Raw genomic sequence first — 15471 nt, forward strand, 5'->3', positions numbered from 1 at the left:
CTCATTTGCTATAAACTGATTATATTACATTTCCTCATCTTCATTGTCAAAAGTTTTAAATAAATTATCTTCAGATTTTATTTCTTCTAATTTATTTTTTACATCTTCTAAATTTTCTTGCTCATCTTCTGAAATTATTCTTTCTTCATCTTTTTCACTTTTTACTTTAACAACTGCAACAACTCTTGTATCTTCATCAGTTTTCATTATTTTAACTCCTGAAGTAGCTCTTCCATGAACAGCTATAGATTCTACTGATGTTCTGATAACTACTCCTGAAGAATTTATTGCCATTATTTCTTCATCTTCTTTTACAGGTTTAACACCTATTATCTCTCCTGTTTTTGAAGTAAGTTTAAAGTTTATGATTCCTTTTCCACCTCTATTTTGAGTTGTATACTCCATCACTCTAGATCTTTTTCCAAAACCATTTGATGTTACTGTAAGAATTGTTTCATTTTCTGGATCTGTTATTAAAAGAGCTGATACAACATTATCTCCCTCTCTTAAATTTATACCTTTTACTCCTATTGCTGACCTTGAAATACTTCTTACTTCATTTAAGTCCATTCTAATTGAATATCCTAATTTTGTTGCTATAAATAATTGGTCTGTTTCTTTTTTTATTAATCCAGCAAAAACTAAGGCATCTCCTTCTCTAAAGTTAATAGCTATTTTTCCATTACTATTAATATTAGCATATTCCATTAAGTTTGTTTTCTTAATAGTTCCATCTTTTGTTACAAAAATTACCTCTTTTTTATCTGAAAACTCTCTTACTTTTATAATGAAAGCTGGTTTTTCATCTTCTTGGAAATTAATTATATTACTTATTAATTTTCCTCTTGATTGTTTTGAAGTTTCAGGAACTTCATAAGCTTTCATTCTATAAACTCTACCTTTGTCAGTGAATATCATTACTGTATCTAGATTATTCATTACAAACATATCTTCTACAAAGTCATCTTCTATTGTATTTTGACTAGATACCCCTCTTCCACCTCTTTTTTGAGCTTTATAGTTAGCTATACCTATTCTTTTTACATAACCTTTATTTGTTATAGTTAATAAAACTTTTTCATCTTTTATTAAATCTTCAACATCAATATCTTTTCTTTCATCTTCTATTAATGTTCTTCTATCGTCGTTGTATTTTTCCTTTATTTCAATTAATTCTTGCTTCATTATATCATATATTTTTTGCTCATCTGCTAAAATTTCTTTATATTCCTTAATTTTTCTTTCTAATTCTTGGAACTCTTGTTCTATTTTTTCTCTTTCAAGACCTGTTAATCTTTGTAATTTCATATCCATAATAGATCTTGCTTGAATATCTGTGAAAGCATATTTAGTCATTAAAGCTTCTTTAGCAGTATTTCCATCAGATGAATTTTTAATAAGTTCTATTATTCTATCTATATTTTCTAAAGCTATTCTAAATCCTTGTAAAATATGGTCTCTTTTTTCAGCCTTATCTAATTCGAATTTTGTTCTTCTAGTTATTATTTCAAATCTATGTTTTACGTACTCTTCTAAAACTTCTTTAAGATTTAAAACTTTAGGTACATTATTTACTAAAGCTAACATTATTACCCCAAAAGAAGTTTGAAGTTCTGTATATTTATATAATTTATTTAATACTATTTCTGGTTCTTCACCTTTTTTCAACTCAATAACTATTCTTATTCCATCTCTATCTGATTCGTCTCTTAAGTCAGAAATTCCTGTTAATTTTTTCTCTTTAACTAATAGAGCAATTCTTTCTATTAAAGCTGATTTATTTATTTGATAAGGAATCTCATTTACAATTATAGCTTGTTTTCCATTTGAAGCATCTTCAATTTTAATTTTCGCTCTTAATTGTATTTTTCCTCTTCCTTTTGTATAAGCATCAATTATCCCTTTTTTTCCATTAATTATTCCACCTGTAGGAAAATCTGGTCCTGGAATATAATCTACAAGCTCTAATGGAGTTATATCTCTATTATCTATTAAAGCTAAAGTTCCATCAACTAATTCTCCTAAATTATGAGGAGGAATATTTGTAGCCATTCCTACAGCTATTCCAACAGTTCCATTTAATAATAAATTTGGAATTTTGGCTGGTAAAACTACTGGTTCATCTAAAGAATCGTCAAAGTTCTTTCTAAAATCTATTGTATCTTTATCTATGTCAGCTAGAATTTCATCACTTATTTTAGCCATTCTAGCCTCTGTATATCTCATGGCTGCTGCTCCATCACCATCTATAGAACCGAAGTTTCCATGTCCATCTACAAGTTCGTATCTATAGTTAAAATCTTGAGCCATTCTTACCATAGCTCCATATACAGCACTATCTCCATGAGGATGATATTTACCTAAAACCTCTCCAACGATTCTTGCACATTTCTTAAAAGGTTTATCATGAGTCATTCCTAATTCATTCATAGCATAAAGAATTCTTCTATGTACAGGTTTTAATCCATCTCTTACATCTGGTATTGCTCTACTTACAATTACACTCATTGAATAATCTAAGTAGCATTGTTTCATTTCTTCTTCTACATATCTATCTATAATATTAGACATTTCTACCTATTTCCTCCTAATTAAATATCTAAATTCTTAACAAACTCTGCATGAGCTTCTATAAATTCTCTTCTTGGTTCTACTTTATCTCCCATTAGTTTGTCAAAGATTAAGTCAGCTTCTCTAGCATCATCTACTTTAACTTGATAGAAAGTTCTAACATCTGGGTCCATTGTTGTTTCCCATAATTGTTCTGGGTTCATTTCTCCAAGACCTTTATATCTTTGTAATGTATATTTTTTATTTTCTCCATCCATTTTTATTTGGATTTCTTTTAATTGTTTATCTGTATAAGCATATTGAATTGATTTACCTGATGAAATTTTATATAATGGTGGTTGTGCTATATAAATATGCCCATCATGTAATAAATCTACTAAATATCTATAGAAGAATGTTAAAAGTAAAGTTCTAATATGAGCTCCATCAACATCAGCGTCTGTCATTATTACTATTTTTCCATATCTTAGCTTACTAATATCAAAATTATCTCCAATTCCTGTTCCAAAAGCTGTAATCATAGACCTAATTTCACTATTTTCTAAAGCCTTATGTAGTCCTGCTTTTTCAACATTTAATATTTTTCCTCTAAGAGGTAATATAGCTTGGAATCTTCTATCTCTTCCTTGTTTTGCTGAACCTCCAGCTGAATCTCCCTCTACTATATATATTTCACATTCTTCAGGATTTTTTGAAGAACAATCTGCTAATTTTCCTGGTAATGAACCAACTTCTAAAGCTGATTTTCTTAATACAAGTTCTCTAGCTTTTTGGGCAGCTTCTCTAGCTTTTTTAGAACTTAAAACTTTATCAATTATCACTTTCATATCTGAAGGATTATCTTCTAAATACATTTTTAATTGATTTCCTACTATTGAAGATACTACTCCTGTAACTTCTGAGTTACCTAATTTAGTTTTTGTTTGTCCTTCAAATTGTGGTTGAGGAATTTTTACAGAAACTATAGCAGTTAATCCCTCTCTAATATCGCTACCTTGTAATTTTCCATCTTTATCTTTCAAGTAACCCATTGCTTTTCCTAAATCATTAATAACTCTTGTAAGAGCTACTTTATATCCACTTACATGAGTTCCCCCCTCATGAGTATGAATATTATTTACAAAGGAATAGATAGTTTCTCTTTGATTTGTATTATAAAGCATTACAGCTTCAAATATAACTCCATCAGATTCTCCAGACATATATATAGGTTCTTTTATAAGTTTTATAGAATCTTTTTCTACATCTTTTATATAGTCAATAATTCCACCTTGAAACTCTAATTCAGCACTTTTTACAGGTTCTTTTCTCATATCGTTTAATTCTATTCTAAGACCTTTATTTAAATATGCTAACTCTTTTAATCTTGTTTCTAAAGTTTCATAACTATAAACTAAAGTTTCAAATATCTCTCCATCTGCTTTAAAAGTAACTTTAGTTCCTGTTTCACTAGCTTCTCCAATTATTTTTACATCTTCTTCTGGTTTTCCTCTATCGTATCTTTGAAACCAAATTTTTCCATCTCTTTTTACTTCTACTTCAAGCCATTCTGATAAAGCATTAACTACTGAAACTCCAACTCCATGAAGTCCTCCTGATACTTTATAGTTATCATTCTCAAACTTTCCTCCAGCATGAAGTACTGTAAGAACTATTTCTAAAGCTGACTTTCCATACTTAGGATGTGTCCCTGTAGGAATTCCTCTTCCATTATCTATAACTTCGATTATATTATTTGGAAGAACATTTACTATAATTTTATTACAATATCCTGCCAAAGCTTCATCTATTGAGTTATCTACAATTTCCCAAACCAGATGATGTAGTCCTCTTTCTGATGTTGTTCCTATATACATTCCTGGTCTTTTTCTAACTGCTTCTAACCCTTCTAGGACTGTAATATTTTCTGCTTGATAATTACTCATTTTTCCCTCCAAATTTATATTAAAACTTTTAATTTTTATTAATTACTGTCTGTATAGGAATTCCTCTACATTTATCACAAATTTTTGTATTTCCTAAAAAAACACTTCCACATACAATACATCTTTTATATCCTTTCTCTAGAAGTATTTTTTCTCTATTTTTTGATAGTCTTTTTAAATACTTTATACTATCTTCTATTGATTTATTTTCAACCTCAAATTTTTCTGGTATTACTATCTTCTCTTCTCTTTTCTCTTGAAACTCTTTTTTCATTTTTTCTAATTGAAATTTATATTCTATATCTATTTTTCCAATTTTAAAAATAATATTTTTTATATAATCATTTCCTAAAAATTTATTAATCTTTTCTATATATTCTATTTTTTTTCCATTCATATAATGTAAATATGAAGAACTTTCTACCTTTACATATAAAGTATTTTCTTTAACACCAATTATTTCTGATACCTTATAAAACTTTCCAACAATTTCTTCCCAACTTCCAACAAGCATAGCTATTCTAAGAGTTTTACTCTTTTTCATAGCTTCTTCTATCATATCTTCCATATCAACAATTCTCATAAATTTCTCCTGCTTTTACATAAAAAATTTGAGCTTCTATATCCATTTTATCTGTTGAAGTTATAATTACTTGTATATCTCTTTTTTTCAAATATTCTAAAATATTTTCTTTTCTAATAGAATCAAAATAAGAAGATACATCATCTATCAAAAATATTGGATTTTCTTTTTTTTCTTTTAATATCATATCTATTTCAGAAAGCTTTAATGAAAATATTATAGATTTTTTTTCACCTTGAGAAGAAAAAGATTTAGCTTCTCTTTCATCTAATAAAAATAAAAAATCATCTTTTTGAGGTCCAACATTAGAATATCCATATCTTATTTCTTTAAAAAATTCCTCTTTTATTTTCTCTCTAAATAAATCTTCTATATATTTTAAGTCTATTTTTTTTATATCTCCTAAAAAAGAACTATATTTTAAAGATAATTCTTTTTTGTTATCAAAAAGTTTCCTGTAGTTTAAATTTAAAATTATAGAAATATTTTTTATATATTCCAATCTTTTTTTTATTAATCTAGCACCATATTTTATAAATTCTTCTTGATATATGGAAAACATTTCATTTTTATAGTTTCCCTCTTTTAAATATTTATTTCTAATCTTTAAAAGCTTATTGTATTCTTTAAGATTTTTAAAATATTCTTCACTTCCTTGTGAAATTTCTCCATCAAAAAATTTTCTTCTAACTGCAGGAGTACCAACTATAAGCTCTATATCTTCTGGAATAAATGAAATGACATTTACTTTCCCATAAAATTCATCATAAGGAATTTTTTTTCTATTTGAAGAATATTCTTTTTTTAAACTATCTATTTTTATACTAAGATTTTTTTTACTAATTCTATCTTCATACTCTATATAGCAACCGACTTTATTTTTTCCATGTTTTATCATATCTACATTTTTAGATGTTCTAAAACTTTTTCCTGTGGCACTAAAATATATAGCTTCAATTAAAGAAGTTTTTCCTTGACCATTTTTTCCTAGAAATAAATTTATTTTAGGAGAAAATTTTACATTTCTATCTATTAAATTTCTAAAATTTATATAATTTATTTCTAGAATTTTCAAAGTTTCACCTCTTAAATTGTCATTATTCTATAACAAATGTTTTTCCAAAAGCTTCTACCTTATCTCCTGGATATAATTTTTTTCCTCTTCTAGTTTCTACTTCTCCATTTACTTTTACTTGTTCTTCAGCTATCATATCTTTAGCATGAGAACCTGTTTCAGCAATTCCAACCCATTTTAAAAATTGGTCTAATTTTATAAATTCTGTATTTATAGTTATTTTTTCCATATTTTTCTCCTTAAAAAATTTTAATTTACTCTATATTTTATCACAAATTGCTATTTTTTTCAAATTTTGAATATAGTATAAATAAAAAAAGACAGATAACTCTGTCCTTTTTTTATGCTTCTCTTACTTCAAACACATCTACTAATCTTTCTATTTGTTTTTTTAAGTGAGTAGATTTATTTAATTCTTCTTCAAAAGAAATAGATATTGTTGAATTTTTTTCTTCAACATTAAGAGATATATTTTTTATTAAAATTCCTAACCTACTTGTAAGTCCCATTAATCTACTCAATGTCCATGGTGTGTATCTTGCCTTTATATAAAGTGTTGTCATAATATACCTCCTTCTATCTATTTCAAAATCATTTCATTTAAATTTCCTTTTGCTGGAACCATAGGAAATACATTTTCCTCTTCAGCAACTCTTACATCAAATAATACAGGTTCATCTGTAAATAAATTTTCTTCTAAAACCTTTCTTAAATCTTTTGGATTTTCTATTCTTATAGATTTTATTCCATAAGCTTGTCCTAATAAAACAAAATCAGGATTACAATGCATATCTACTGAAGAATATCTTTTATCATAAAATAATTCTTGCCATTGTCTAACCATTCCTAAATATGAATTATTAATAATAACTATCTTAATTGGTACTTTATATTGAAATACTGTCATTAACTCTTGAGATGTCATTTGTATTCCTCCATCTCCAACAATAGCTACTACATTTTTATCTGGTCTTCCAATTTTTGCCCCTATAGCTGCTGGAAGTCCAAATCCCATTGTTCCTCCACCACCAGAAGTACAAAGTGGATTGTGTAAATCATAAAATTGTGCTGTCCACATTTGATGTTGACCTACATCTGTAACTACAATAGCATCTTTCATTAAGTTACTTATCTCTTCAATAACTTCTTGAGGTTTTATAATACTCAAATCTTTTTCATATGTAAAAGGATTTTGTTCTTTCCAATTTTCTACTTTTTCATTCCAATAAGAAAACTCTTTTTTATTTACAAGTGGAGTAATCTTTTTCAAAAATTCCTTTACATCTCCTACTAGATGAGTACATTGTTTATTTTTATTTATCTCAGCATAATCAATATCCACATGTATAACCTTAGCATTAGGAGCAAAAGTTTCTAGATTACAAGTTACTCTATCATCAAATCTCATTCCTAGAGCTATCAATACATCAGCCTCTGTAACAGCTAAGTTAGCTGGTACACTTCCATGCATTCCTAACATTCCTAAAGATAATTTATGATTTAAGATTCCTAACCCCATTAAAGTAAAAGCTATTGGAGAATTTATTTTTTCTGAAAAAGCCTTTAATTTCTCCTTACTTTTTTTACATCCTCCACCAGCTAAAATTAGAGGTCTTTTACTAGAATTTATTATTTCCACTATTTCATCTACTGAATCTAACTCTTCTTTAGGGAATTTTTTTATATCTTTTTTATATAATTTTTCAAATTCTTCTACTTCCATAGTTAATGTTTGAATATCTGAAGGGAAATCTACAAGTACAGGTCCTTGTCTTCCCTCTAAAGTTAAATAGATTGCTTCTTTTACTACAGGAACTATCTCTTCAATACTTCTTATTAAAAAGTTATGTTTTGTTATAGGCATTGTTATTTCCATTATATCAGACTCTTGGAATCCATCTGTTCCTATTTCCTTAGTTCCAACTTGTCCTGTTATAGCCAAAAGAGGAATAGAATCCATAAAAGCTGTCATTATTCCTGTTACTAAATTTGTAGCTCCAGGACCTGAAGTAGATAAACATACTCCAACTTTTCCAGTAGCTCTAGCATAACCATCAGCACTATGACTAGCCCCTTGTTCATGTCTTGTAAATATATGGCTTATTCCTTCAAAGTCAAATAATTCATTATATATTGGAATTACTTTTCCTCCAGGATATCCAAATATTGTATCTACTCCTTCTCTTTTTAAAACTTCTAATAAAATTCTAGCTCCTGTAATTTTCATAAAAGCACCTCTAATCCTCTTTACATTTCTCTAAATCTTTTCAAACATATACTATTATTTTCTTTTAACATTGGTTTAAATTTTTTCTTTCTCTCTTCTATCTCTTCATCACTAAGTCTTACATTTAATTTTCCATTAGGAATATCAATATCTATTATATCTCCCTCTTCTACTATTCCTATTTCTCCACCTAAAGCAGCTTCTGGACTAACATGTCCTATTGAAGCTCCTCTTGTAGCCCCAGAAAATCTTCCATCTGTTATTAATGCTACTTCTTTATCTAATCTCATTCCAGCTATTGCTGAAGTTGGAGTAAGCATTTCTCTCATTCCAGGTCCACCTTTTATTCCTTCATATTTTATTACAACTACATCTCCACTTTTTATTTTATTTCCATAAATAGCTTCTACTGCTTCCTCTTCTGAATTAAATACTCTAGCTGGTCCTGAATGAACTAACATCTCTTTTAATACTCCAGCTGATTTTACAATAGAACCTTCCTTAGCTATATTTCCTCTAAGAACTGTCAATCCTCCAGTAGTATTATATGGATTTGTTATCTCTCTTATTACATTATTATCTTTTACTACTGCTTTTTCTACTAATTCTTTTTGAGTTTTTAAAGAAACTGTAGGAGTTGGATTTACTAAATTTAATTCATTTAATCTTTTCATAACTCCTAAAATTCCACCAGCTTCATCTAAATCTTCTATAAAATCTTTTCCTGATGGAGAAAGTTTACAAAGTTGTGGAGTTTCTTGAGAAGCTTTTTGGAAATCATCTAAACTTATGTCAACTTTCATATTTTTAGCAATTTCACAAAGATGTAAGGCTGTATTTGTAGAACCACCTAAAGCCATATCAACTCTTAAAGCATTATAGAAGCCCTCTTTTGTCATTATATCTGAAGGTCTTAAATCTTTTTCTAAAACTTTCATAATTTGCATTCCTGAAAGTTTTGCTAAAAGTAATCTTTTTGAATATACAGCTGGTACTGTTCCATTTCCTGGTAAAGCCATTCCTAAAGCTTCTGTTAAACAATTCATTGTATTAGCTGTATACATTCCTGAACATGAACCACATGTTGGGCAAGCACTATTTTCAGATTCTATTAATTCCTCTTCTGATAAAATTCCTTTTTCATATTCTCCAATATATTCAAATAAATCACTTAATCCGATTTTTTTATTTCTAAATTTTCCAGCTAACATTGGTCCACCACTTACAAATATTGATGGAATATTTAATCTAGCTGCTGCCATTAACATTCCTGGAACTACCTTATCACAGCTTGGAATAAATACCATAGCATCAAAAGGCATTGCCATTCCTGTAGCTTCTATTGAATCAGCCACTATTTCTCTTGTAACTAAAGAATATTTCATTCCTTCATGATTCATAGCTAATCCATCACATACAGCTATTGTATTAAATTCCATTGGTAAACCACCAGCTGTCCTAATTCCAGCTTTAACAGCCTCTACTATTGTTTTTAAATGCATATGTCCTGGAACTATTTCATTAAAAGAACTAGCAATTCCTATTATTGGTTTTCTCGATTCCTCTTCTGTAATTCCTAAAGCTCTTAATAAAGATCTATGAGGAGCTCTTTTAGCTCCATATTTAACCTCATCACTTCTCATAAATTCTCTCCTTATTTTTCAATCCAAGACATTAATTTTCTAAGTTCTTTTCCTACTTTTTCTATATCATGTTCTCTAGATTCTTCTCTTTTCTTATTTAAAAATACTTGTCCAGCTTTAGAATCAGCTAGAAATTCATCAGCAAATTTTCCAGATTGAATATCTTTTAATACATCTTCCATAGCTTTTCTTGTATCCTCTGTAATAATTTTTGGTCCTGTTAAGAAATCTCCATATTCAGCTGTATTAGAGATTGAATGTCTCATTTTTGTGAAACCTCCTTCATAGATTAAATCTACTATTAGCTTCATTTCATGTAAACATTCAAAGTAAGCATTTACTGGGTCATATCCAGCTTTTGTTAAAACTTCAAATCCTGTTTGAATAAGAGCTGTTACTCCTCCACATAATACTGCTTGTTCTCCAAATAAATCAGTTTCAGTTTCTTGTTTAAATGTAGTTTCTAGGATTCCTGACCTTCCACCACCAATTCCACTAGCCCAAGCTAAAGCTACTTCTTTTGTATCTCCACTAGGGTCTTGTTTTACAGCTACTAAACAAGGAACTCCTCTTCCTTCTTGGAAAGTTCTTCTTACTAAATGTCCTGGTCCTTTAGGAGCTACCATAAATACATTTACATCTTCTGTTGGTTGAATTTTATTGAAGTGAATATTGAAACCATGTCCAAATCCTAAATATACCCCTTTTTTTAGATTTGGTTCAATCTCATTTTTATATGTATCAGCTTGAGTTTCGTCTGGAGTAAGAATCATTACTACATCAGCATCTTTTACAGATTCTCCAGTTTCTTTTACTGTAAATCCAGCTTCCTCAGCTACTGCCCAAGATTTCGAACCTTTTCTTAAACCGATTGTAACATCCATTCCATTCTCTTTTAAATTTAATGAGTGGGCATGTCCTTGTGAACCATATCCTACTACTGTTATTTTCTTTCCTACCAATTTATCTAAATTACAATCCACATCATAATATACTGTTGTTCCTAAAATATTTCCTGCCATCTTTATTCCTCCTAAATTTTTTTATTTTTATTATTTTAATTTTTTACTATTAACCAAGGTCTGTTTTCTTCCCAAATAACTTTTACTTTAACTTCATAAAGTTTAAATAAATTTTCTTCTGTTAAGACTTCTTCTTTTTTTCCTGTGACTAACATTTTTCCATCATTTCCTAAAATAGCTACATGAGTTATTTCTGGTATAAGTTCCTCTAATTGATGAGTAACATATATAATAGGTATCTCTTTTTCTTTTATTTTTTCACCAAGAGTTTTTAAATAATATTCTCTTGATTTTAAATCTAACCCCGAACAAGGTTCGTCTAAAATCAATAATTCTGGATTTGTCATAAAAGCTCTTGCTAATAATACTTTCCTTTGTTCCCCTTGAGATAAAACCTCATATTTTTTATCTTTTAAATGTTCTAAATTAAAATCCTTTAATAATTCCTTTCCTTTTTCTATATCATTTTGATTTATTTCATCATATATACCAATTGTATTGTATTTTCCTGATAATATAACTTTTTCAACTTTTTGATTATTCAAAGTTCCTGAAAAGATTTTTAAATTTGAACTTACAAAACCTAATTTTTTTCTTATTTTAGGCCAAGCATAATTCCCAAATTTATTTCCAAAAACCCAATAATCTCCTTTAGTAGGAAATGTATAAGCTGGTATCATGCTAAGAAGTGTTGATTTTCCTGTTCCATTAAGTCCCAGTAAAGCCCATACTTCTTTTTCTTTTATGACCCAATTTACCCCAGAGAGTATTTTTCTTCCCTCTCTTACAAAGGTTATATCTTTAAAATTTAATATCTCTTTTCTCTCCATAATTTCCCTCTTTAAAATTTTTATAAAAAAAAGAGATTCAATGTATTTCCATTGAATCTCTTAATCACTTCTAAATTATTTTTATTCTATCAATAAATCTATGCAAACCTACTTAAGCATAATTTCTTTGGTAGCACAAAAATATTATTAGTAGTTTTAAGTAAATCCAATGGATTTTTCTTAATTATTATACTAATAATTATTATTGATATTATGCTTATTATTATAGTATTTTGCATTAATGTCATTATAATTTTCTTCCTTTCATAATTTTTATTTGTGATAAGTTTACCAAAATTTTAATATAAAGTAAAATATAAAAAATATATTTATTTTATTATTTTTATATATTTATTTAGATATATGTATTTCACCTATTGAAAACATCTCTCTTTTTCCATCAATCTCTATTATCATTTCTCCACTATTATCTATTTCTTTAGCTACTCCACTTTTTTGATTTCCATTTCTTAAATCTATTTTTATAGCTTTATTTAATAAATAGTTTTTTCCATTTAAGTAATCTAAAATTTCATTCCAATTACCACTTAAATAATAATTTATATTTTCTTTAAAATCTTCTATAACTTTAAAAATAACTTCTTCAATATTATATTCTTTTTTAGTTATATCACTTAATGAACAACCTTTAGCTGCTACTTCTCCTGTTATTTTATTATTTAAGTTTATACCAATTCCTATAATAAAATCTTCTCTATTTTTTTCAACTAAAATTCCACTTATTTTTTTATCATTTACATAAATATCATTTGTCCATTTAAATTTAAAGTCTAAGTTTTCTTCTAATTTTTCAAAAGTTCTTAAAAGAGAATACCCTACAACTAATGGAAGTTTCATATATTGAGAAATATCTATATCTGATTTTTCTTTTAAAACAAAACTGAAATATGCTCCTCCTTCTTCTGACGTCCAAAGATTCCCTCTTCTTCCTCTTCCAGAATTTTGAGTAGTAGCAATAACAACTTCATATTCTTCCTTCTTAGGTAATTCTTTTAAAAAAGTATTTGTTGAATTTATCTCTTTAAATCTGTGTATTTTCATCTTTTTCCTCCAATAAAAATCTCCAAATTCCATCTCTTCTTCTCCATTCACCTTTACATCCACAAAGTTGAGCTCCTTGTTGAAAATGAAGCATTGCTATTCCCATATCTATCTTTTCATATCCAAAATTTTCTTTTGCTGAAATTGTAATTGTATCGTTCTCTATAATATCAAAAATCCAAGGTTGTTTATTTCTAGCAGAAGGAGCTTTTCTAACTAATTCTAATCCTTTCATTATCCATTTTTGAGATTCTTTTTTAACTTTTTTTATATTAGGAAAAATCTCTTGAATACTCTTTCTTTTTTTTCCTATTAAAGAAACTAATTTTTCAAATCCTATTTTTGTATCTGAATTTATTTTTCCAAAAGCTATTAAGCAATAAATTTTTTCACCATAATCTAAACTTACATCTTCTTTTATTTCTTTATGGTCATAAGTAGCTCCCACCCAACAAGTTCCAAATCCCATTTGAACAAGTTTTAAAACTAAATATTCTCCATAAAAACCTATTTTTTCTGCTATCTTTTTTTCTTTAGAATCCCCTATTAGTGCTATATAAGAATTACAACCTCTTATTAATCCATATGAAGCAAGTCCATCAAATATTTCATCACCATCATTTACAATTACTTTAAAATTAAGTCCTCTTTCTTCATTATTAATTTCATCAAGTATTTCTACTATCTTTACCTCTTCTTCAACAGTAATTTCTTCATCTACAAATTTTCTTCTTGAAGTTCTTCTTAATATTTCACTCGTCAGATTCTCCTCTATTTTCATTAATTTTCCTCCTAATTATATCTCACCAACAAATATATTGTTGCTATAACTAAAGTTTGAACAGAGATTGAGGCTCCAAACTTTAAAAATTTTACAAAGTCTATTTTACATCCAGCTTTTTTAGAGGCTGTTACAGCCACAACATTTGTAGCTGAAGCTAACATTGTCATATTTCCTCCCAAACAAGACCCAAAAGACAATGCCCACCACAAACCTTTTATATTAGTTTCATCTTGAAAAGCTGGTAACATAACATTTACTATTTTTGAAATAGTAGCCGCATTTGCCACATTTCCAATTATAGATGTAAAAAATCCAGAAATCCATGTTATTGATATAAGAGCTAATCCAAAACTCCCCTCTGTTAATTTTATAAGTTTATTTCCTATAAAATCAATTATATGTAAATTTTCGACTCCTGTTATCATCATAAAAAGCCCAATAAAGAAAAATAAAGTCTCCCACTCTACATTTTCTAATATTTCCTTTGGTTCTTTTTTAGTTAAAACAACTAAAAATATCGCTCCTGATAAAGAAATTATTGCTAAACCTTTATTGATAAAATTATTTAAAATAAATCCAATTAAAACCAATAAAAATATAGTCATTGAAATTTTTAAAACTTTTTTATCTTTTAAGGAACGACTAGAATCCATTTCCATTATTCTCACTTTTAAATCTCTCGAAATATGTACTTTTCTAAAATAAAAGAAATAAACATTTCCAAGTAATATAATCATTGAAATAATAGCCATAGGAGCTGTATTTAATAAAAATTCATTAAATCCTAATCCTCCTTCTGACCCAATAATTAATTGTGTAGGGTCTCCTATAAGAGTTGATAATCCTCCTATATTAGCTGACATTATTTCTGTCATAACAAAAGGAAAAGGATCTATTCTCAACTCATTTGCTAATAATATGGAAATAGGACACATTAATAAAATTGTTGTTACATTATCTAAAAAGGCTGAACATAAAGCTGTTATTATTGATAACATAACTATTAATCTAAAAGGTTCTCCTTTTGTAAATTGAGCTACTTTTATTGCAAACCATTGAAATACTCCTGTCTCTGAAATAATATATACCATCATCATCATTCCAATTAACAATAATAGTATTTCTAATCTTTCATAAACTGCTTTTAAAGCTTCCTCCTCATTTAAAATTCCTATTAATGACATTATTAAACCACCTAACATGGTAGCCCAAGCACTAGGAACTTTCTCTGTAATTATTAAATAAAATGTTAGTATAAAAATTAACATTCCACTGATCAAATAAAACATTCTACCTCCAAAATAAACTAAATATGTAAAACTTTCTTAATTATATCGTATCTTCTTATTACTCCATGTAATTTACCATTTTCTACTACATATATTCTTGTTATTCCTTTTTTTACCATTATAAAACATATCTCCATTATTGGAGTTTTCTTATCTATTGTATATAGATTTTCTTTTCTTCTATATAAATCTTTTATTGTTGCTGTTTCCTCTTTTAATAGATATTCTTCAAAAGGTTCTCCTACTGTTAAGAAGTCTAAATCTTTCATCAATGATAGATATTTTGGCATTCCATATTCTATCAATTCTTTTTCTGTTATCTCTCCTAAAAAATTATTTTTTTCATCTACTACTGGTATTCCACTTATCTTTTCATTTATTAATCTTTTAGCTACTACTTCTAATGTTGTATCTTCTGTTACTGGTGATATATCTGGGCTTAATACATCATCTGCTGTTA

General features: G+C 27.7%; 14 protein-coding genes. All 14 read right to left on the bottom strand.

The genetic code is table 11. The features are described 5' to 3' along the window. Window positions 1-24: 24 nt before the first annotated feature. On the bottom strand, window positions 25-2571 hold the full coding sequence (gene gyrA / locus T364_RS0102340; protein WP_027128148.1) for a DNA gyrase subunit A: 2547 nt from the start codon (window positions 2569-2571) through the stop codon (window positions 25-27). 20 nt (window positions 2572-2591) lie between these two features. Beyond that, complete coding sequence (gyrB, locus tag T364_RS0102345) at window positions 2592-4496, bottom strand: DNA topoisomerase (ATP-hydrolyzing) subunit B (RefSeq protein WP_035945211.1); 1905 nt, start codon at window positions 4494-4496, stop codon at window positions 2592-2594. Between the two features lie 28 nt (window positions 4497-4524). Beyond that, window positions 4525-5079, bottom strand: a complete 555-nt coding sequence (locus tag T364_RS0102350; protein ID WP_027128150.1) for a DciA family protein — start codon at window positions 5077-5079, stop codon at window positions 4525-4527. Continuing rightward, on the bottom strand, window positions 5066-6154 hold the full coding sequence (gene recF, locus T364_RS0102355; RefSeq protein ID WP_027128151.1) for a DNA replication/repair protein RecF: 1089 nt from the start codon (window positions 6152-6154) through the stop codon (window positions 5066-5068). Before recF ends, T364_RS0102350 begins: the two co-directional genes overlap by 14 nt. A 22-nt stretch (window positions 6155-6176) precedes the next feature. Beyond that, window positions 6177-6383 carry a S4 domain-containing protein YaaA gene (yaaA, locus tag T364_RS0102360; RefSeq protein ID WP_027128152.1) on the bottom strand — a complete coding sequence of 69 codons (207 nt, stop codon included), beginning with the start codon at window positions 6381-6383 and terminating at the stop codon, window positions 6177-6179. Window positions 6384-6495: 112 nt separating this feature from the next. After that, a complete protein-coding gene (locus T364_RS0102365) occupies window positions 6496-6717 on the bottom strand; it encodes an ACT domain-containing protein (protein ID WP_027128153.1) in 222 nt (73 codons plus the stop codon). A 17-nt stretch (window positions 6718-6734) separates the two neighbouring features. Beyond that, window positions 6735-8381, bottom strand: a complete 1647-nt coding sequence (ilvB, locus tag T364_RS0102370) for a biosynthetic-type acetolactate synthase large subunit (RefSeq protein ID WP_027128154.1) — start codon at window positions 8379-8381, stop codon at window positions 6735-6737. Between the two features lie 20 nt (window positions 8382-8401). Further along, complete coding sequence (gene ilvD, locus T364_RS10325; protein ID WP_051532606.1) at window positions 8402-10024, bottom strand: dihydroxy-acid dehydratase; 1623 nt, start codon at window positions 10022-10024, stop codon at window positions 8402-8404. 11 nt (window positions 10025-10035) lie between these two features. Next, window positions 10036-11046, bottom strand: coding sequence for a ketol-acid reductoisomerase (gene ilvC / locus T364_RS0102380; RefSeq protein WP_027128155.1), 1011 nt, complete (start codon window positions 11044-11046; stop codon window positions 10036-10038). Between the two features lie 35 nt (window positions 11047-11081). Continuing rightward, the gene (locus tag T364_RS0102385; RefSeq protein ID WP_027128156.1) at window positions 11082-11876 is read right to left on the bottom strand and encodes an ABC transporter ATP-binding protein; all 795 of its coding nucleotides are present in this window, start codon (window positions 11874-11876) and stop codon (window positions 11082-11084) included. Between the two features lie 351 nt (window positions 11877-12227). After that, window positions 12228-12938: a biotin--[acetyl-CoA-carboxylase] ligase gene (locus T364_RS0102390; protein ID WP_027128157.1), complete on the bottom strand. Its 711-nt coding sequence runs from the start codon at window positions 12936-12938 to the stop codon at window positions 12228-12230. After that, the gene (locus T364_RS0102395; protein WP_027128158.1) at window positions 12919-13719 is read right to left on the bottom strand and encodes a nitroreductase family protein; all 801 of its coding nucleotides are present in this window, start codon (window positions 13717-13719) and stop codon (window positions 12919-12921) included. The genes T364_RS0102390 and T364_RS0102395 overlap by 20 nt, the downstream gene beginning before the upstream one ends. 11 nt (window positions 13720-13730) lie before the next feature. Then, window positions 13731-15011 (bottom strand): ArsB/NhaD family transporter, encoded by a 1281-nt coding sequence (locus T364_RS0102400; RefSeq protein WP_027128159.1) that lies wholly within the window; start codon window positions 15009-15011, stop codon window positions 13731-13733. Window positions 15012-15028: 17 nt separating this feature from the next. Then, a partial coding sequence (locus tag T364_RS0102405; protein WP_027128160.1) for a CBS domain-containing protein occupies window positions 15029-15471 on the bottom strand: 443 nt, incomplete at its 5' end.

Source organism: Fusobacterium perfoetens ATCC 29250 (genome assembly GCF_000622245.1).
Classification (GTDB): domain Bacteria; phylum Fusobacteriota; class Fusobacteriia; order Fusobacteriales; family Fusobacteriaceae; genus Fusobacterium_B; species Fusobacterium_B perfoetens.